This is a genomic window from Vibrio sp. Hal054, assembly GCF_037162405.1.
Lineage (GTDB): Bacteria > Pseudomonadota > Gammaproteobacteria > Enterobacterales > Vibrionaceae > Vibrio > Vibrio diazotrophicus.
Genome location: NZ_JARLUT010000001.1, coordinates 2,355,208 through 2,373,320 on the forward strand (window position 1 = coordinate 2,355,208; position 18,113 = coordinate 2,373,320).

An 18,113-nucleotide genomic window follows, 5' to 3' on the forward strand; every position below is an offset into this window, starting at 1 on the left:
GTAACAATTTAGTTATTCAGCTTTGGCTGGAGGCTGTTCTTCGCTGCTAGGAAGCGCATTCCACACCGCTTTTACCAATGTCGCCAGCGGTATTGCAAAAAAGACGCCCCAGAATCCCCACAAACCACCAAACACCAGAACCGATACTATGATGGCGACAGGATGTAGATTTACCGCTTCCGAAAACAAAACCGGTACTAACACGTTACCATCAAGAGCTTGAATGATGGCGTAAGCAATAAGCAGGTAATAAAACTGCGAAGTCAATTCCCACTGGAACAAACCCACAATCGCAATTGGCACCGTCACTGCCGCAGCACCTATGTATGGAATCAATACAGAGAAACCAACAGCCACAGAAAGCAACACGGAGTAACGCAGATCTAAAATAGCGAAGGTTACGTAACTCACCGTACCTACGATAATGATTTCCAGCACCTTACCACGAATATAGTTTGAAATTTGTTGGTTCATTTCTACCCAAACTTTATTCGCTAGATTACGATTACGCGGCATTATGCCACTCGCCAATTTGAGCATTTCTCGCTTATCTTTAAGCAGAAAAAACACCAACAGCGGCACTAGAATCAGGTAAACGCCTAAAGTGGCAAGACTGACTAAAGACGCCAGAGAACCTTTCACCAAAGATTCCCCCATACCAATCGCTTTGTCCTTGGCGTTATTTATAATTGATTCAACAATTTGTAAATTAGCCAGCTCAGGATAACGTTCAGGCAGTGTCGCTATCAACTTTTGCACACCATTATACATTTTCGGTATATCAGCGACTAAGTTCGCAACCTGATCCCAGATAGTAGGAACCAAGCCAAACAAGGCCAAAAACATCACACCAACGAAAAGCAAAATGACGAGAATGACCGCTAAGGTACGCGGCACTTTCCAACGGCAAAGTTGAGCAACTGGCCATTCAAGCAAATAAGCTAAAACAATAGCAACCAGTAATGGCGCTATCAGATGTCCGAAAAAGTAGATGGTGATGAAACCGAAGAAAAGAATCGCAACCAGACTTACGGCGTGCGGGTCAGAGAAACGCCGTTGATACCAACGACTAACCATTTCGAACATGTAACGATGTCTCCTTTACAACTGTGAGTGAGTTATATCCATCACATTTAACGCTTTGGCAAAGATAATCCTGCTTAAGCAGATAGCTTTCTATATCTTTGAATGAGCTCGAATCACTAATGAGGATGGTTACCGAATCACCAGCGTCAAGCTGGGCAGTGTGACGTTTAGCAAGTAATAATGCCATGGGACATCGCTGTTGACGTAAATCGAGAATATTCGGTTCCATTCTTCGGCTCAATCCTTAATATATGACAGACATTGTATCGGCTTTTCCACTATGCGCCACTCTTAATATCCTAAGTTGTAGAGTCACAAAGTATTGGTTATTTATCTCTCGGATTCACGCATAATACGTTGCAGTTAACGGTACAGTCATAGCAACTTAAGACTGAACGGTGGAAACCATTTCAAGCGGACAATGTCCTAATGGAAAATGATATTGGAGTATCAACAAAGAACATGATGTTAAAACGTACTCGTTCATTCGTTTGCCTATGTATATCAACGGCGTTATGTGCGCCTTCGCTTTCTTACGCTAACACTATAGAGCTTCCTGACATTGGTACCGTAGCGGGTTCCACTCTGACCATAGACCAAGAGCTGATCTATGGTGATGCCTATATGCGTATGCTGAGAAGCAGCAAGCCTATCGTTAATGACCCTGTGATTAACGAATACATTGACACACTTGGTCACAAATTAGTTGCGAACGCGGACGACGTAAAAACACCGTTTACCTTCTTTATGATCCGAGATCGTAATATCAACGCATTCGCCTTTTTCGGCGGTTACGTCGCGCTTCATTCTGGCTTATTTCTTCATGCTCAGTCAGAAAGTGAGCTGGCTTCCGTTATTGCTCACGAAATTGCACATGTAACCCAGCGTCACCTTGCTCGCAGCATGGAAGACCAAGCGCGTCGCACTCCAGCAACAATGGCTGCATTAGCTGGCTCATTGCTACTTGCTATTGCCGCGCCGGAAGCCGGTATTGCGGCCATTACCGCCACCACCGCGGGCAACATGCAGAGCCAAATTAACTACACACGAAGCAACGAAAAAGAAGCGGACCGTTTTGGTATCTCTACCTTAGCGAAAGCTGGCTTTGATGTAAGAGCAATGCCACGTTTCTTCGGTCGTTTAGCGGATGAGTATCGCTACGCGAGCACGCCGCCGCCGATGCTCTTAACTCACCCGTTACCGGAAGATCGTATTACAGACAGCCGAGAGCGCGCTCAAAGTTTTCCAACCGTTAATCTAAAGCCTGACCTCGATTATCATTTGACCCGTGCCCGTATTGTGGCCCGCTATGCAGGCATTGATGGTGAAGCCGCTTTAGATTGGTTTAATAGAACGCAAAAGAAAACCACCGTACCCGCTCTTGATGCTTCTTTTGAGTACGGCAAAGCCTTGGTGTATCTCGATACAAAGCAGCACGACAAAGCCGAAGCGATTCTCAGCAAGCTGTTAAAAGCAGATGCTAACAATCGTTTCTATCTCGATGCAATGACCGACCTTTACATCGCAACCGACCGTCTTAATGACGCACAGAATTTGTTAGAAACCGCGTTAAAACAAACACCAAATAATGCTGTCTTGATGGTGAACTACGCTAACGTGTTACTGAAACAGCAGAAATTTAGCGAATCGATTCGCGTGCTGCAGCGTTATACCCACGATAATCCAAACGATACCAACGGTTGGCATTTACTATCAGAAGCCAACAGTCGCAATGGAAATCAAGCGGAAGATTTGGCCGCTCAAGCCGAAGTCCTAGCGTTACGAGCCAACTGGAACAAAGCCATTCAGCTATATACACAAGCCAGCCAACTCGCCAAGCTAGGCAGTTTAGAACAAGCGCGATATGACGCTCGTATTGATCAGCTAATGATACAAAGAGAACGATTCTTATCGCTTCAATAATAAAAAGAGAAAGTAAGGAAAAACTATGTCTGTCGTGATTTATCACAACCCGAAATGCTCAAAAAGTCGTGAAACACTGGCTTTGTTGGAACAAAACAGTGTTCAGCCAGAAGTCGTCAAGTACCTTGAAGCACCACTCAGTATTGAACTTTTGAAAACACTTTACGCCCAGTTAGGCGTGGCCTCTGTGCGTGACATGATGCGTACCAAAGAAGATGTCTACAAAGAACTTTCTCTAGGTGATACAAGTGTTTCTGACGACCAACTGTTCGCTGCTATGGTGGAAAATCCGAAGCTGATTGAACGTCCAATCGTCGTTGCGAATGGTAAGGCTCGCTTAGGCCGTCCACCAGAACAGGTTCTAGAAATCTTATGATGACCAATGTGGTTGTACTCTATTACAGCCGACACGGTAGTACTCAGTCATTGGCAAGGCAGATCGCTAGGGGTATTAACAGTATCCCGGATTGTGAAGCGATTCTGAGAACAGTTCCGGAGATCAACAGCAATGAAACCAATGCTGAAGATCCGTATATCACGTTAGATGAGCTGAAGAACTGCGACGGTTTGGCTTTGGGTAGCCCTGCATGGTTTGGCAACATGGCCGCACCTTTGAAACACTTTTGGGACCAAACCACACCTTTGTGGCTAAACGGCGATTTGATAGATAAACCTGCTTGTGTGTTTACCTCATCATCCACCTTACATGGCGGTCAAGAGAGTACACAACAAACCATGATGTTACCTCTACTTCATCATGGCATGGTTATTATGGGCATCCCCTACTCTGAGCCGAAATTGCATACTTCCGTATCAGGTGGCACCCCCTACGGTGCTAGCCACGTATCGCAATTGAACAGCAAACTCTCTGAAGATGAAAGCGAACTTGCACGTCAACTCGGAAAACGTCTTGCTAAGCTAGCGCGACAACTAAAAGATGCATCGAACTAAAGACCGTCTCTGTTCAACAGACGAGTCTCATTAAAGGAACGACCATGAGTGTTGAAATGACCTCAAAAACCAAACAGTTTCGCTGGTTAGCACTGACAAGTAACCTCGCTTTGATTGTTTGGATAGCTTTATGGCAACTGGATTTATCACCACACCCACACCTTAATCCATTGGCGTTAACGGTAGCGTGGCTGATTCCACTGCTGTTGCCTCTACCAGGTATCTTAGCGGGTAAACCTTATACCCACGCTTGGGCCAACTTTATTCTGATGCTGTATTTCTTACATGCTTTCACCATTTTGTATGTCGACGATGGCGAACGCTGGCTGGCAGCTGTCGAACTGTTCCTCACTTTCTCAGCATTTATGGGCAACGTTTTGTACGCAAGACATCGTGGTAAAGAGTTAGGGCTGAAATTGACCAAACTTTCTGTCGTTGAAAAACAAGAGAAACAACGATTCGACCAAGAGTAGCAAAGACTTTAAAGAGCAAAAAGAAAGCCCCTGTTGTGATGAGCAACAGGGGCTTCTTATATTTATTTGCGTCTATCTTGCCTTTCGATACTTAATCGGACAGATTAATCTAACCAAGTAAAACGCAAAGTTTTCTCCATTGAAACAGGCTCTGTCACAACCGACATATCACCTTGTTGAGTAGGCTCGCTGCTATCAACAGGGTTCACAACCGCAGGCTCAGTCGTATCAATAGCTTGGTCTTGTGGCTCTTGAACTGAGTTTGCTTGTTCAACTGACGGTTCCACAGGTAAAGGTTGCGGAACTTCTAGCTCTGGAGCCTTTTGAACTTGGGCAATACGCAGTACTTCTTGCTCGAAATCCTCTTCAGTCGCCAGCAAGTGAACATTGAACACCACTTCTTGACCTTGGATTTTAAGAATATCGAGTGAAGCCACTGAGCTTAACGCTTTTAAGCGTTTTTCTAATGAGAAAAAGTCTTCAGCATTTTTAATTGAATCAAATGATGCTAATACGGTTTGTGAAGACTCAGAACCAATCAGTACGGAGTTTTTCTTTGCGTAGTAGTCACTAATTTGATCAATCATCTCTGCCGCTGCGGCACTGCCAGATGCTCTTCCTGTCATTGGCGCTTTCTGTGACTGAAGCATGTTGTAAGCATTTTGGTCATACAGTGTCCAACGCAAATCGTTGCCTTGCGCTTTAACTACTAATACTGCATCTGTTGGGTAACGATCACTTGCTAGGCTGATAGGTTTAATGAAACCACCCCACAGATCAGAAATTTCTAACCCTGTAATGTCATCAAAATCACCAACCGGGACAGTAATAGGCAACCCTCTCGCCAAGGATTCCTCTTTCAACTGTTTTAGAATCTTAGAGTCAGAATGTTCCCAACTGATCACACGTTCGTATGGGGTCTCTTCCACCAGCCAAACGAGAAGGTTAGCGCGATTTTCAGGCCAGAATGGCAACTGAGCTTGAGTAATCAGAGAACGAATTTGCGGCGCGCTGAACTGCATGGTTATCGTAGAGACATCGTTTGTCTGACCATAACTAAACTGGTTTAGATATTGGTTATATTTACTTAACGCCTTTTGAACTACTTCATTGTTTACGGCATCTTTATCGCCCGTGGCGCGAACAATAACGTTTTGCATACCCAGCGATCGAGCTTTGGCATCTGCACCTTCTTGTGTCTGATCAATAACGACTTCTGTTTTGTACAGATTAACCGTGGTGAGTGCAGAAGCTGGGAGAGACGTTAATCCCATCAGCAAAAAAGCTAAATAGCGCATATTGTTCCTACGTTCTAAGTTTCTGAAAGTTGATGATAAGCAACTATCGTTTATGGGGCAAGGTGAGTGCTCGCCACTGGTAATAAAAGTTTCCAAACTTTTACTTTGGCTCGCCGAATGTAAATGACAAAAGTAACAAAAATTGATCTAGTTTAAATGGCAAACGTTTGCAAAAGTGATAGAATCCCGCGAATTTTGTTTAGCTACAGGGAAAATACCATGAAAAATGCCATTTTGGGCACTCAGATGCTGTTTGTTGCATTTGGGGCGTTAGTGCTGGTTCCGCTGCTGACGGGACTCGATCCTAACGTTGCTTTATTCGGTGCTGGTGCCGGCACATTACTCTTCCAAATTATTACCCGTCGTTCTGTTCCTATCTTCCTCGCTTCTTCTTTTGCCTTTATTGCTCCTATCATGTTTGGTGTTCAAACATGGGGTATTCCTGCAACTATGGGTGGCTTAGTCGCAGCAGGTGCTGTTTACATTATTCTTGGCAGCTTCATTAAACTTCGCGGTGTAGAGTTCATCCACAAAATTCTGCCACCTGTAGTAGTTGGCCCAGTAATTATGGTTATCGGTCTTGGTCTAGCCCCAGCAGCGGTAAACATGGCACTAGGTAAGAGTGGTGATGGTGCATTCCAACTGGTTGACGGTGATGCTTCTCTTTGGATTTCTTGTGTATCTCTACTTGTTACTATTGTCGCTAGTGTATTTGCTAAAGGTTACTTTAAGTTAATCCCAATCGTGTGCGGCATTATTGCGGGTTACTCTCTGTCTCTATTCTTTGGCGTTGTAGACTTCACTCCTGTTCGTGAAGCAGCTTGGTTCGCAATGCCTAATTTCACTTTCCCAGAGTTCAACATTAACGCCATTCTATTCATGATCCCTGTTGCGATTGCTCCTGCGGTAGAGCACGTGGGTGACATGCTGGCAATTTCGAACGTAACGGGCAAAGACTATATTAAGAAGCCGGGACTACACCGCACTATCGCAGGTGACGGAGCGGCAACAATGCTTGCAGCATTCCTAGGTGCTCCACCAAACACAACTTACTCTGAAGTTACTGGCGCAGTAATGCTGACTAAAGCATTCAACCCAGTGATCATGACTTGGGCAGCAGTAACGGCGATCGTACTTGCTCTTGTCGGTAAACTCGGCGCTCTACTACAAACTATCCCTGTACCTGTAATGGGCGGCATCATGATTCTTCTGTTCGGTTCTATTGCGACAGTAGGTCTAAACACGCTGATCAAAAACCACGTTGACCTGCACAAATCACGTAACCTAGTGATTGTGGCAGTAACACTGGTATTTGGTATTGGCGGTATGGCTTTCGGCGTGGGTGATTTCAGCCTACAAGGTGTAAGCTTATGCGGTATCGTTGCTATCCTACTAAACCTTCTTCTACCAAGAGATTTGGGCGAAAACCACGTTGTGGATAACGCTCAGATGGAAGAAAAAACACAAAATTCTTAATAGGGACGTTACTATCTCTATGAAAATGGCCTCTTGATGAGGCCATTTTATTGATTAATACAGTTCAAGCTTCAAGACATAAGTCTACAAACTGCGCCCGCGTTAATGTCGCTAAATCTTGTGGCGCTAGCTCAATCTCCAATCCTCTCTTCCCTGCACTCACGCACATGCTTGCCAGCTCAGTGGCACTGTGATGAATGAAAGTCGGTAGCGCTTTCTTTTGTCCTAAAGGACTGATTCCGCCAACCACATATCCGGTTGTCTTCTGCGCGATGTCTGGGTTAGCCATATCGGCTTTTTTGGCTTTTGCTGCTTTAGCTGCCAATTTGAGATTCAGTTTCTGGTCTACGGGAATAATTGCCACAGCGAGGTTTCTCTCTTCACCATTGAGGCAAAAAAGTAACGTTTTGAACACGGTTTTCGGATCTTGACCTAACGCTTCTGCCGCTTCTAAACCATAGCTGGCATTGTTAGGATCGTGTTCATATTGATGAATGGTGTGAGGGACTTTTTTTCTTCGCTAACTGAATCGCTGGGGTCATTCTATTTCCTTACCACAATCTAACCTTTATTCCTCAGGCGGTTAGCTTATCTCTTCTCGCATCAATTTACATTAATAAAAAAAAGCGGTGTTTTCACACCGCTTATTCAATTGCGTATCAAACAACTCATTGATTACTTGTAAACAATCTCACCTGACGGAGCATATTTGTTTACGTCAATCGGGCTGTTCGCTTCTAGGTAGTCTTTAAGAACTTCCGCATCCACGAAACCAGTGTTTACGAAACCTTTACGGTCTGTAATCTTAGGATAGCCGTCACCACCAGCCGCGTTGAAGCTTGGTACAGTGAAGCGGTAGGTATCGTCTAGGCGAAGCTGTTTGCCACCGATAAACACGTTTGATACTTGACCATCTTGCACTTGCATTGAGATACCAGCGAATTGCGCATAAGCACCAGAATCGACAGGCTTAGTCGCAACTACATTTAGGTAATCAAGCACTTCCTGACCACTCATATCGACGTAAGTAAGGATGTTGGCGAAAGGTTGAACTTTCAGTACATCTTTGTACGTGATATCGCCTGCCGCGATAGAGTCGCGAACACCGCCAGAGTTCATAACAGAGAAATCCGCTTTCGCACGTTGCATATGCGCTGTAGCAATCAAGCGGCCTAGGTTAGTTTGTTGGAAACGAACCACGTTACGGTCACCTTCCAACTTACCATTAGACTCAGCAACTTTTGCACCTAACTGAGCTTGGCCTTTCTCTTGATAAGGACGTAAGAACTCCAGCATTTCTTTGTTTTCTGCAATTTCAGTCGTTGCGATGACACGTTGGCTTTCACCGTTAACTTTCACTTTCTTCTTCAGGTTTACTGGAATCAAATCATAGCTAACCATGTTCAGTTCACCGTTACGGAATTCGTAATCAGCGCGACCAACGTATTTACCCCATTCAAATGCTTGAACGATGTAAGTGCCGTTTTGCATGTCTGGTTTACACTCATCACCCGGAGCGAAGTTTTTGTTCACTACATTCGGGCCTTCCATACACACAGGCTCTTGAGAGTGACCACCAACGATCATATCCAAGTCACCTTCATTCAGGTAGCGAGCCAGTGCAACGTCACCCGGTGCATTAATACCGTACTCACCGTTTTGGTAGTGGCCCATATGAGTCACTGCGATGATCAGATCTGGATGCTCAGTCTTTTTCAGCTCAGCAATCACTTTCTTCGCTTCTTCTTTAGGGTCACGGAAATCAATACCACCGATGTACTCTGGGTTACCGATCTTCGCTGTATCTTCCGTTGTTAAACCGATAACAGCGATCTTGATACCTTGCTTATCAAACATTTGGTAAGGCTGGAACAAACGCTTGCCAGTAGACTTGTCGTAAATGTTTGCAGAAAGCATTGGGAAATCCGCCCACTCACGCTGCTTGAACAGCACTTCTAGTGGGTTATCAAACTCGTGGTTACCTAATGCCATGGCATCATAACCAATCTTGGTCATCCCTTTGAAATCAGGCTCAGCGTCTTGCAGGTCTGACTCAGGAACACCTGTGTTGATGTCACCACCTGAAAGTAGCAACAGGCTGCCGCCTTCTGCTTCAACTTGAGCGCGAATATCGTCGATCAAAGTCTTACGAGCGGCCATGCCGTACTCGCCGTATTTGTTCTGCCAGAAACGACCGTGATGGTCATTGGTGTGAAGCACTGTCAGTTTGTACGTTTTATCTGCTTCCCACTCGTGAGCAGGTTGAGTCGCACAGCCTGCCAATGACGCTAAAATAGCGGTACTTAAAACCGTTTTAAGAATAAAGCCTTGTTTCATTGTCATACCTTTGAGCTGATGAATTCCACTACTAATAATTTTTAAGCCTAGATCAATCTGTTTTCTGTTGAGTTCACTTGCGATTGACCTTTAAAAATAGATCTAACCTTAAAATAACCTCGTACAAGTGACAGAGTTATTTCATATTTATGTCTAATAGATCACAACAGAAACGTCAAAAAATTTAGTCACTTAATTGGCTAAATAGTAAAACTAGTTGATTGAAGCCGTTTTTTTTACTTTTTCTTAATTTAGTAAGATGAATTTGTGAATGAAATCGTTTGCTCAACGATTTAGTCACTGTCTGGCAGGCATAAAAAAGCCACCCGAAGGTGGCTTTTTTTACACGAAAATTCATTCAATTAGCGAATGTCGATGTGCTGAAAACTTTTCACTAAATCGTCCAGAGCTTTCATCTGTGCTAAGAACGGCTCAAGCTTATCAAGTGGCAATGCTGAAGGACCATCACAGCGTGCTTTTTCTGGATTTGGATGTGCTTCAATAAACAGACCAGCAATACCTGTTGCTAAGCCCGCTTTGGCTAGCTCAACAGTTTGCTCACGACGACCGCCAGAAGCTGCGCCAGATGGATCACGCATTTGTAGCGAGTGAGTCACGTCGAAGATAATTGGGCTGCCGTTTGACACTTTTTTCATCACGCCGAAGCCAAGCATATCAACCACTAGGTTGTCGTAACCATGGCAAGAGCCACGCTCACATAGAATAATTTTCTCGTTGCCACACTCAGCGAATTTCTCAACGATGTTACCCACTTGACCCGGGCTCATAAATTGAGGTTTCTTCACGTTGATTACTGCACCTGTTTTTGCCATTGCTTCAACAAGGTCAGTTTGACGAGCTAGGAAAGCTGGAAGCTGAATAACATCAACCACGTCAGCAACAGGCTGAGCTTGTGCTTCTGTGTGTACGTCAGTGATAATTTTCACACCAAAAGTATCTTTCAGTTCTTGGAAAATTTTCATGCCTTCTTCAAGACCAGGGCCACGGTAAGAATGTACTGAGCTGCGGTTTGCTTTATCAAACGAAGCCTTAAATACATATGGGATACCTAGCTTGTCTGTCACTTTTACGTAGTGCTCACAGATTTGCATAGCCATATCGCGAGATTCCAGCACATTCATGCCTGCAAACAAGGTGAACGGTTTGTCGTTTGCGACAGGGATATCGCCAACGTGAACGATTTTTTGTTCCATGTTTTGTCTCTTCATTGATTAATGCAAGGTCACAGTACTATGACTGAGTGCATGCATTTGAGTTTTTAATAATTCTGCTGCTGGATCATCAGGGCAATTATCAATAAAAAACTGATAATCAGACATTGCCACCTGATGACAATCTAATTGCTGATAAATATAGCCTCTATCACGGATTTCGTATGGGTCATCCGGAACAAAAGTTAGGGCTAAATCGGTACATCTCAATGCAAGAGTGTATCTCTCTTCACGCAATAAGGCACTTTTTAGCAAGGCAAGCCAGCGGCCAATGATCGTCGGATGATCGGTTACTTTGAGGTCCTCTGCTTTCAATTTAGCGAGTGGGCCTTTCATACCAATCAACCACGCTTGCAACGTATGGTTTGATACGTACTCACCCGTAAATGGGTTCAAGTAACGATTCGTTTCGTCTGGCCAATTCACCTGCAATAAAAATTGCGTCGGAAAAGTGATGCCTTGCATCGGAAAACCAAGCTTACGGCCGAAGTACAGAAGCAACGCGCCTAAGCTCACGGGTACGCCTTTGCGTCTCTCTAATACTTTGTCAATAAAAGCATTGTCAGAGTCATAATACGCTTCACGATCGCCGATGAATCCCCACTCTTTGTAAAATAAGTGCAAGAATGCATCGAAACGTTCTTTCTGTTCCGCTTTACCCGCTAATCTGGCTTCAGCTTCGTTTAGTAGACGGCTTAACTCTTGCTCAGCCCATTCTACTTGAGTTTCTGGATCAATGGCTTTATTGAGGATTAATGCTCCCTCAACCAGCTCCATCTCATCAAAATCTTCATCAAATAAGTCAAGCATTTAACTACTCTTTGTTCGCTAACTGGGATTATTCTGACTAGGTTGATAATTAGCCGAAAAATACTGGCACTTTAGTTACTGCAACTTTACCTGCCATGCCTAACCAACCTAATGCACCGAAAAATGCAAAGGTACGCAGTAAGTTATTACGCGCCAATTTAAGGGTGAAGAAACCTAGGGCGATATAAGCGAGAACACAGGTCAGTTTTTCGGTCATCCAAGGTGCCGCTTCAGTAAATGGGAAGAAACCAGTAATAAAGATTAAACCGACACCAGATAACAATAAGAAGGTATCAACAACGTGTGGTGTGATTTTCAGAAATTTATTCTGCAGATGCTTTGAGTTCATCATCAGTAATACATAGCGAACGGACAACAACAGTGCACTGATGGCAATCGTCAGCATATGGAAATGTTTTAAACCTTCGTACATCTTTATCCTCTCTGCGCCTAATATGACTTTTTATTCGATATCGTTTTTATTTGATTTTGGCTTCTATATGATATTGACCTAAGGTAACACGATCATTACCGGCATAATCCTTTTGTGTTTCAACATTGCTATAGCCGAAACCTTGCAAAATCTCTCTTACTGCCGCGCCTTGGTCGTAACCATGTTCAAATAGCAACCAACCTTCATTTAACAGATAATCACGAGCATTCTCGCTGATGGTTTTTATATCAGCTAACCCGTTGTCTTGAGCGACCAATGCACTTTTCGGTTCAAAACGCACATCGCCAAGCGTTAAATGAGGATCGTTTTCTTCAATATATGGCGGGTTTGAAACCACTAAAGCAAACTTTGTACCCGATGGTACAGGAGTAAACCAGCTTCCGTTCCAAAACGACGCATTTGCAATGCCTAAACGTTCGGCATTGTCGCTTGCTAGCTGCCAAGCTTCTTCACGTAAATCAATGCCAAACACTTTGCGCAGAGGCAGTTCGGAAGCCAGAGCCAAAGCAATTGCGCCTGTTCCCGTTCCTAAATCTAAGATATCACCATCGATAAGCTGAGCTTTATCTAACGCCAGTTCCACCAGCCTTTCGGTATCGGGTCTTGGAATCAAAGTCGAAGGCGACACTTTAAGTGGCAATGACCAAAACTCGCGTTCACCAATGATATAGGCAACTGGCTCACCCGCTTTTCTGCGTTCAATCAGAGCGTCAAATTGGTTCTGCTGCTGGATGTCGAGAGATTTATCTGGCCATGTAAGAAGGTAGGAACGTGGCTTGTCTAATACATGACAAAGTAGCACGTTAGCGTCGAGAGACGGCGAATCACTGCCGCTCTCGATCAATTGCTCTGCTGCCGCTTTTAATGCGGCCTCAATGGTTAGCAACATTGATTAGTTTTGCTCTGAAAGTGCAGCTAACTGATCCGCTTGATGCTCTTGTAGTACTGGGTCGATCAGCGCTTGTAGATCGCCTTCCATCACTTCACTTAAACGGTAAACCGTTAAGTTAATACGGTGATCAGATACGCGGCCTTGTGGGTAGTTGTAAGTACGGATACGGTCACTACGGTCACCAGAACCTAACAGGTTACGACGTGTATCTGACACTTCAGCCGCACGCTTAGCAAGTTCAGCCTGAGCAATACGAGCGGCAAGTACCGCCATCGCTTTTGCTTTGTTCTTATGCTGTGAACGCTCGTCCTGACACTCGACTACGGTACCGGTTGGTAAGTGAGTAATACGGATTGCTGAATCCGTGGTGTTAACGTGCTGACCACCCGCGCCCGATGAACGGAATGTATCGATTTTCAGATCGCTGGCTTTAATTTCCGGAATTTCTGCTTCTGGTACTTCAGCCATTACCGCTACCGTACATGCAGAAGTATGAACACGACCTTGTGATTCCGTTGCTGGAACACGTTGTACACGGTGACCGCCTGATTCAAACTTCAGTACGCCGTATGCGCCATCGCCGTTCACTTTCGCAATCATCTCTTTATAACCGCCGTGTTCTGCTTCGTTTGAAGACATCACTTCAATGCGCCAGCCTCTTTTCTCTGCATAACGGCTGTACATACGGAACAAGTCACCAGCGAAGATACCCGCTTCATCACCACCTGCACCTGCACGAATTTCTAGGAAGCAGTTACGGTCATCGTTTGGATCTTTAGGCAACAGAAGGATTTGCAGCTCGTCAGTAAGACGTTCGATTGCCGCTTTTGCTTCTTTCATCTCTTCTTGAGCCATTTCACGCATTTCAGCGTCATCTTCTTTGGTCATCTCTTCCGCTGCAGCCAAGTCTTCTTGAGCCTGCTGGTAAGCTTGGAAACACTTAGTGATCTCTTCAAGCTGAGAGTACTCTTTTGAAAGAGCACGGAATTTATCTTGATCACCAATAACTGTTGGGTCACCCAGCAGGTGTTGAACCTCTTCATAACGTTCAACAAGAGATTCAAGCTTCACTAAAATCGACGAGTTCATAATTTCTTCTTTAAATTCAGAGTTACAGATTACTGTGAGTCTTCAAGACCCAAGCTTTGTCTGATAATGGCAAGTTTTGCCGGTTCTCCTAACTCCGCAGCGCTTTGCATCGCTCGGGTAGGGTTATGAATAAGTTTGTTGGTGAGCTTGTTGCTCAGCTCCACCAAAAGTTTTTCTGGGTCTCCGCCCGCAGCTAAAGCCTGTAAGCTTTTTGACAACAATTCTTCACGGATATCATTGGCTGCTTTACGGTAGTCACGAATACTGTCTACCGCTTGCAGTGAGCGCATCCAGCTCATGAAAGCGGCGCTTTCTTCACTGACAATTGCTTCCGCCTCAATCGCTTCTACTTTGCGCTGCTCAATATTGCTATCCACGATAGATTGCAAATCATCCACCGAATACAGATAGGCATCATTAAGATCACCCACTTGCGATTCGATATCCCGTGGCACGGCAATATCCACAAACAGCATAGGCTGATGGCGGCGTTTTTTCAGTGCGCTTTCTACCATGCCCTTGCCTATTATAGGTAAAGGACTGGCTGTTGAACTGATAACGATATCGGCAAAATGCAGGTGATCCGGTATTTCGTTCAATGCAATCACGTCTGCATTAAATTCTTCCGCCAAACTCATTGCACGTTCGCGGGTTCGGTTTGCCACAATAATACGTTTGCAGTTGTGGCTTGCCAGATGTTTTGCTACCAGTTCAATGGTTTCCCCTGCGCCAACAAGCAGTACAGTGGCATCCGCCAAAGATTCGAAAATGTGTTTTGCCAGAGTACAAGCGGCGTAAGCCACCGACACAGCGCTGCCACCAATTTCAGTTTCAGTACGAACACGTTTAGCGACAGAGAATGCTTTCTGGAACCATTTATCGAGCGATGAATCAACGGCGTTGTTTTTACGAGAGTCCGCGTACGCTTGTTTCACCTGTCCAAGAATCTGCGGTTCACCCAATACCAGTGAATCCAAACCGCAAGAGACTCGCATTAGATGTCGAATCGCCGCTTGGTCTTCATGAACATAGAGGCTGGGTTTCAAATCTTCAGGGCTGACGTTGTGAAACTGGGTCAACCATTCGATAAGTTTGTTCTTACTTGATGATTTAACATCACAATAAATTTCAGTACGGTTACACGTCGAAAGAATGACACTTCCGTTCACGTGTGAGTCAGCAGACAACTGGCCAAGCGCCTCAGACAATTTATCTGGGCCGAAAGCCACTTTTTCTCGTAACTCAACCGAAGCCGTATTGTGATTGATACCAATAGCAAGCAAGGACATCTATCGAGGATTCTCTGGTAAGAAATGAATTAGGGGCAGAATTTTACTTTATGCCCCTTGTGATTGAAAGAGCAACGAGGATTTGTTTTCCCGACTTCGTGATATCAATGATATAGTAGCGCCAGTTTCACTCACTTTGCCGGACAAATAACGAGCAATTATGATGATTAAACCGCGTATTCTCCTCTCCTTGAGCTTTTTGCTGATTCTGTTTGGCTGTAGTTCAACACCAGAACCTATCGTTGATGTAGAGTGGCAAGCCCACCAACAAAAACTGCAACAGATTCAAACATATCAAGTTATCGGCAAGATTGGCTATATCTCACCAGAGCAGCGTGAAACCTTAAATTTTCAATGGCAAAAGTCATCTAATAAGAGTCAACTTCGCCTGACCAATTTTCTTGGTCAAACTGTACTAAGCCTTTCTATGGATGCCAAAGGTGCCATCGTAGAAACCTATGATGACCAAAAATTCAATGCCGCCAATGGCCAAATATTAATTTACCAACTCACCGGACTGGATATCCCTATCGACGATCTTCAGGGCTGGGTTCTGGGGCTACCAACAAAAGCCGATCATTTTAAGCTTAATGAAAGCAATACATTAGCTTCTCTGGACAAAGCTTCAGGTCGACAAAACTGGCATGTCGATTACACTCGATATAAAGAATTCAATTGGCAAAATGGCATTATTCCTTTGCCCGATAGAATGCAGCTAACTCAGCAACATACGTCTATAAAACTTGTTATCTCTAAATGGATACTTAACCCATGATTTTTGGCAAAACGGTTTGGCCATCTCCTGCAAAGTTAAATCTATTTCTCTACATCACTGGACGTCGTGATAACGGCTATCACGAGTTACAAACTCTGTTTCAGTTTCTCAATTATGGTGATGACATCAGTATCACCGCTAATGAAAGCGGTAAGATCACCCTCACTCCAGAACTGGAAGGCGTCAAAACTGAAGACAACCTGATTTGGAAAGCGGCAACTGCATTACAACAGAAAACGGGTTGCAATTTGGGTGCGGATATTGAGTTAAACAAGATCCTACCAATGGGCGGAGGTATCGGTGGTGGATCTTCAAATGCCGCGACCGTGTTAGTCGCCTTAAATTTTCTTTGGCAAACCAACCTCAATGATGACGAGCTCGCAGAGATAGGTTTAGCTTTGGGCGCCGATGTGCCCGTATTTATCCGTGGTTTTGCCGCTTTTGCAGAAGGTGTAGGCGAAGAGCTGACGCCTGTTGAAGCACAAGAAAAATGGTATTTAGTGGTTCGACCGAATGTCAGCATCGCAACTAAAGATATTTTTTGTCACCCAGACTTGACCAGAAATACGCCAAAACGAGAGCTGTTCACGCTTCTTGACACTCAATACGAAAACGATTGCGAAAAAATTGTCCGAATGCTGTATCCAGAGGTTGATAAGCAACTTTCTTGGCTGCTACAATACGCGCCGTCAAGATTGACCGGTACAGGATCGTGCGTTTTTGCTGAATTTTCAAACGAAAACGATGCAAAAAATGTTCTGTCCGAACTCCCTGACACCGTCTCAGCGTTTATCGCCCAAGGGCGAAATGTTTCTCCGCTTAAAGAGACACTGGCTAGATACCAAATAGCCAACCCCAATCTATTTAAAAACTGGACGCAACCCCGAGGTTTCCACCGTGCCTGATATGAAGCTATTTGCTGGTAATGCCACACCCGAACTAGCACAACGTATTGCTGATCGTCTATACATTTCTCTTGGAGATGCTACTGTTTCACGTTTCTCTGATGGAGAAGTTGCAGTACAAATCAATGAAAATGTTCGTGGTAGCGACGTATTTATCATCCAATCTACTTGTAAGCCAACCAACGACAACCTTATGGAACTCGTTGTAATGATTGATGCTATGCGTCGTGCTTCAGCAGGCCGTATTACTGCTGTTATTCCTTATTTTGGTTATGCTCGTCAAGATCGCCGTGTGCGTTCTGCTCGTGTGCCAATCACTGCAAAAGTTGTTGCAGACTTCCTTTCTAACGTTGGTGTTGACCGTGTTCTTACTATCGACCTGCACGCAGAACAAATTCAAGGTTTCTTCGATGTACCAGTAGACAACATCTTCGGTACTCCAGTACTTCTTGAAGATATGAAAGCTCGTGGTTTAGAAGATCCAGTAGTTGTATCTCCTGACCTAGGCGGCGTTGTTCGTGCACGTGCAACGGCTAAAGCTCTGGGTGATATCGATATCGCAATCGTCGACAAACGTCGTCCACGCGCTAACGTTTCTGAAGTAATGAACCTAATTGGTGATGTTGAAGGTCGTGACTGTGTGATCGTAGACGATATGATCGATACAGGTGGCACACTATGTAAAGCAGCAGAAGCTCTGAAGAACCGTGGTGCTAAGCGTGTATTCGCTTACGCAACTCACGCAGTATTCTCTGGTAACGCAGCGAAAAACATTAAGAACTCTGTTCTTGACCAAGTTATCATTACTGACTCAATTACTTTGTCTAAAGAAATGGCAGCAACAGGTAAAGTGACTCAGTTGACTCTGTCTACCATGCTAGCAGAAGCGATTCGTCGTATTAGCAACGAAGAATCTATCTCAGCAATGTTCAACTAAGCGTTGAAATTGACTGTTAAAAAAGCGCCTTCTAAACAAGGCGCTTTTTTTATTCCTCTCTCGCGGCGATAAGCCAATCTCACTCCCCTAGCAACGCCTTTACCAGCTATGAGTTAAAAGCTATTCACTTGCCGTACTTCAAACAGAAACTGCAACTTAACGTTGTCAGAATGCGCTAACTAAATA

Annotated in this window: 18 protein-coding genes and 1 pseudogene; 8 read left to right on the forward strand and 11 right to left on the reverse strand. The window is 44.5% G+C overall.

Features of this window, described 5'->3' with window-relative positions:
- Positions 1-12: 12 nt before the first annotated feature.
- Together P4S58_RS10845 and P4S58_RS10850 are read right to left on the reverse strand one after the other, a co-directional pair.
- Entirely contained in the window at positions 13-1,086 is a 1,074-nt protein-coding gene (locus tag P4S58_RS10845; RefSeq protein ID WP_102952699.1) for an AI-2E family transporter, read from the reverse strand.
- Positions 1,070-1,315, reverse strand: a complete 246-nt coding sequence (locus tag P4S58_RS10850) for a sulfurtransferase TusA family protein (protein ID WP_042484082.1) — start codon at positions 1,313-1,315, stop codon at positions 1,070-1,072. Before P4S58_RS10850 ends, P4S58_RS10845 begins: the two co-directional genes overlap by 17 nt.
- A 236-nt stretch (positions 1,316-1,551) precedes the next feature.
- Between P4S58_RS10850 and P4S58_RS10855 the strand changes: the two genes are divergently transcribed.
- The 4 genes from P4S58_RS10855 to P4S58_RS10870 are packed head-to-tail and all read left to right on the forward strand — an operon-like array spanning position 1,552 to position 4,433.
- Positions 1,552-3,009 carry a beta-barrel assembly-enhancing protease gene (locus tag P4S58_RS10855; protein WP_102987491.1) on the forward strand — a complete coding sequence of 486 codons (1,458 nt, stop codon included), beginning with the start codon at positions 1,552-1,554 and terminating at the stop codon, positions 3,007-3,009.
- 25 nt (positions 3,010-3,034) lie between these two features.
- On the forward strand, positions 3,035-3,385 hold the full coding sequence (gene arsC / locus P4S58_RS10860; protein ID WP_102987470.1) for an arsenate reductase (glutaredoxin): 351 nt from the start codon (positions 3,035-3,037) through the stop codon (positions 3,383-3,385).
- On the forward strand, positions 3,385-3,960 hold the full coding sequence (wrbA, locus tag P4S58_RS10865; RefSeq protein WP_337164554.1) for an NAD(P)H:quinone oxidoreductase: 576 nt from the start codon (positions 3,385-3,387) through the stop codon (positions 3,958-3,960). Before arsC ends, wrbA begins: the two co-directional genes overlap by 1 nt.
- Positions 3,961-4,004: 44 nt before the next feature.
- The gene (locus P4S58_RS10870) at positions 4,005-4,433 is read left to right on the forward strand and encodes a DUF2069 domain-containing protein (RefSeq protein WP_042484092.1); all 429 of its coding nucleotides are present in this window, start codon (positions 4,005-4,007) and stop codon (positions 4,431-4,433) included.
- 104 nt (positions 4,434-4,537) lie between these two features.
- Here P4S58_RS10870 and P4S58_RS10875 read toward each other — a convergent pair whose 3' ends face one another.
- Positions 4,538-5,731, reverse strand: a complete 1,194-nt coding sequence (locus P4S58_RS10875; protein WP_052404585.1) for a DUF2066 domain-containing protein — start codon at positions 5,729-5,731, stop codon at positions 4,538-4,540.
- Between the two features lie 219 nt (positions 5,732-5,950).
- Between P4S58_RS10875 and P4S58_RS10880 the strand changes: the two genes are divergently transcribed.
- A complete protein-coding gene (locus P4S58_RS10880; protein WP_042484095.1) occupies positions 5,951-7,207 on the forward strand; it encodes a uracil-xanthine permease family protein in 1,257 nt (418 codons plus the stop codon).
- A gap of 64 nt (positions 7,208-7,271) precedes the next feature.
- On the opposite strand, the pseudogene ybaK reads toward P4S58_RS10880, so the two are convergent.
- The 8 genes and pseudogenes from ybaK to hemA form a co-directional block, all read right to left on the reverse strand.
- Positions 7,272-7,749 (reverse strand): annotated as a pseudogene (ybaK, locus tag P4S58_RS10885) (Cys-tRNA(Pro) deacylase).
- Between the two features lie 133 nt (positions 7,750-7,882).
- A complete protein-coding gene (gene ushA, locus P4S58_RS10890) occupies positions 7,883-9,544 on the reverse strand; it encodes a bifunctional UDP-sugar hydrolase/5'-nucleotidase UshA (protein WP_042484102.1) in 1,662 nt (553 codons plus the stop codon).
- A gap of 362 nt (positions 9,545-9,906) precedes the next feature.
- Positions 9,907-10,758 (reverse strand): 3-deoxy-8-phosphooctulonate synthase, encoded by an 852-nt coding sequence (gene kdsA, locus P4S58_RS10895; protein WP_042484105.1) that lies wholly within the window; start codon positions 10,756-10,758, stop codon positions 9,907-9,909.
- Between the two features lie 18 nt (positions 10,759-10,776).
- Positions 10,777-11,586 (reverse strand): SirB1 family protein, encoded by an 810-nt coding sequence (locus tag P4S58_RS10900; RefSeq protein ID WP_102966643.1) that lies wholly within the window; start codon positions 11,584-11,586, stop codon positions 10,777-10,779.
- A 49-nt stretch (positions 11,587-11,635) separates the two neighbouring features.
- Positions 11,636-12,019, reverse strand: a complete 384-nt coding sequence (locus P4S58_RS10905) for a SirB2 family protein (RefSeq protein WP_102952692.1) — start codon at positions 12,017-12,019, stop codon at positions 11,636-11,638.
- Positions 12,020-12,065: 46 nt separating this feature from the next.
- Complete coding sequence (prmC, locus tag P4S58_RS10910; protein ID WP_269349214.1) at positions 12,066-12,929, reverse strand: peptide chain release factor N(5)-glutamine methyltransferase; 864 nt, start codon at positions 12,927-12,929, stop codon at positions 12,066-12,068.
- Positions 12,930-12,932: 3 nt separating this feature from the next.
- Entirely contained in the window at positions 12,933-14,021 is a 1,089-nt protein-coding gene (gene prfA / locus P4S58_RS10915; RefSeq protein ID WP_102952690.1) for a peptide chain release factor 1, read from the reverse strand.
- 29 nt (positions 14,022-14,050) lie between these two features.
- Positions 14,051-15,310 (reverse strand): glutamyl-tRNA reductase, encoded by a 1,260-nt coding sequence (hemA, locus tag P4S58_RS10920; RefSeq protein ID WP_042484118.1) that lies wholly within the window; start codon positions 15,308-15,310, stop codon positions 14,051-14,053.
- Positions 15,311-15,470: 160 nt separating this feature from the next.
- Between hemA and lolB the strand changes: the two genes are divergently transcribed.
- Genes lolB through P4S58_RS10935 form a run of 3 tightly spaced genes read left to right on the forward strand, consistent with a single transcriptional unit; the run spans position 15,471 to position 17,927 of the window.
- On the forward strand, positions 15,471-16,085 hold the full coding sequence (gene lolB / locus P4S58_RS10925; protein ID WP_337163975.1) for a lipoprotein insertase outer membrane protein LolB: 615 nt from the start codon (positions 15,471-15,473) through the stop codon (positions 16,083-16,085).
- Complete coding sequence (gene ispE, locus P4S58_RS10930; protein ID WP_337163976.1) at positions 16,082-16,990, forward strand: 4-(cytidine 5'-diphospho)-2-C-methyl-D-erythritol kinase; 909 nt, start codon at positions 16,082-16,084, stop codon at positions 16,988-16,990. The genes lolB and ispE overlap by 4 nt, the downstream gene beginning before the upstream one ends.
- Entirely contained in the window at positions 16,983-17,927 is a 945-nt protein-coding gene (locus P4S58_RS10935; protein WP_042484128.1) for a ribose-phosphate pyrophosphokinase, read from the forward strand. The genes ispE and P4S58_RS10935 overlap by 8 nt, the downstream gene beginning before the upstream one ends.
- Positions 17,928-18,113: the final 186 nt, after the last annotated feature.

Bases quoted from the DNA above. Each gene is read 5' to 3' on its own strand.
- P4S58_RS10845 (WP_102952699.1), bottom strand. From the start codon at position 1,086: ATGTTCGAAATGGTTAGTCGTTGGTATCAACGGCGTTTCTCTGACCCG.
- P4S58_RS10850 (WP_042484082.1), bottom strand. From the start codon at position 1,315: ATGGAACCGAATATTCTCGATTTACGTCAACAGCGATGTCCCATGGCA.
- P4S58_RS10855 (WP_102987491.1), top strand. From the start codon at position 1,552: ATGTTAAAACGTACTCGTTCATTCGTTTGCCTATGTATATCAACGGCG.
- arsC (WP_102987470.1), top strand. From the start codon at position 3,035: ATGTCTGTCGTGATTTATCACAACCCGAAATGCTCAAAAAGTCGTGAA.
- wrbA (WP_337164554.1), top strand. From the start codon at position 3,385: ATGACCAATGTGGTTGTACTCTATTACAGCCGACACGGTAGTACTCAG.
- P4S58_RS10870 (WP_042484092.1), top strand. From the start codon at position 4,005: ATGAGTGTTGAAATGACCTCAAAAACCAAACAGTTTCGCTGGTTAGCA.
- P4S58_RS10875 (WP_052404585.1), bottom strand. From the start codon at position 5,731: ATGCGCTATTTAGCTTTTTTGCTGATGGGATTAACGTCTCTCCCAGCT.
- P4S58_RS10880 (WP_042484095.1), top strand. From the start codon at position 5,951: ATGAAAAATGCCATTTTGGGCACTCAGATGCTGTTTGTTGCATTTGGG.
- ushA (WP_042484102.1), bottom strand. From the start codon at position 9,544: ATGAAACAAGGCTTTATTCTTAAAACGGTTTTAAGTACCGCTATTTTA.
- kdsA (WP_042484105.1), bottom strand. From the start codon at position 10,758: ATGGAACAAAAAATCGTTCACGTTGGCGATATCCCTGTCGCAAACGAC.
- P4S58_RS10900 (WP_102966643.1), bottom strand. From the start codon at position 11,586: ATGCTTGACTTATTTGATGAAGATTTTGATGAGATGGAGCTGGTTGAG.
- P4S58_RS10905 (WP_102952692.1), bottom strand. From the start codon at position 12,019: ATGTACGAAGGTTTAAAACATTTCCATATGCTGACGATTGCCATCAGT.
- prmC (WP_269349214.1), bottom strand. From the start codon at position 12,929: ATGTTGCTAACCATTGAGGCCGCATTAAAAGCGGCAGCAGAGCAATTG.
- prfA (WP_102952690.1), bottom strand. From the start codon at position 14,021: ATGAACTCGTCGATTTTAGTGAAGCTTGAATCTCTTGTTGAACGTTAT.
- hemA (WP_042484118.1), bottom strand. From the start codon at position 15,310: ATGTCCTTGCTTGCTATTGGTATCAATCACAATACGGCTTCGGTTGAG.
- lolB (WP_337163975.1), top strand. From the start codon at position 15,471: ATGATGATTAAACCGCGTATTCTCCTCTCCTTGAGCTTTTTGCTGATT.
- ispE (WP_337163976.1), top strand. From the start codon at position 16,082: ATGATTTTTGGCAAAACGGTTTGGCCATCTCCTGCAAAGTTAAATCTA.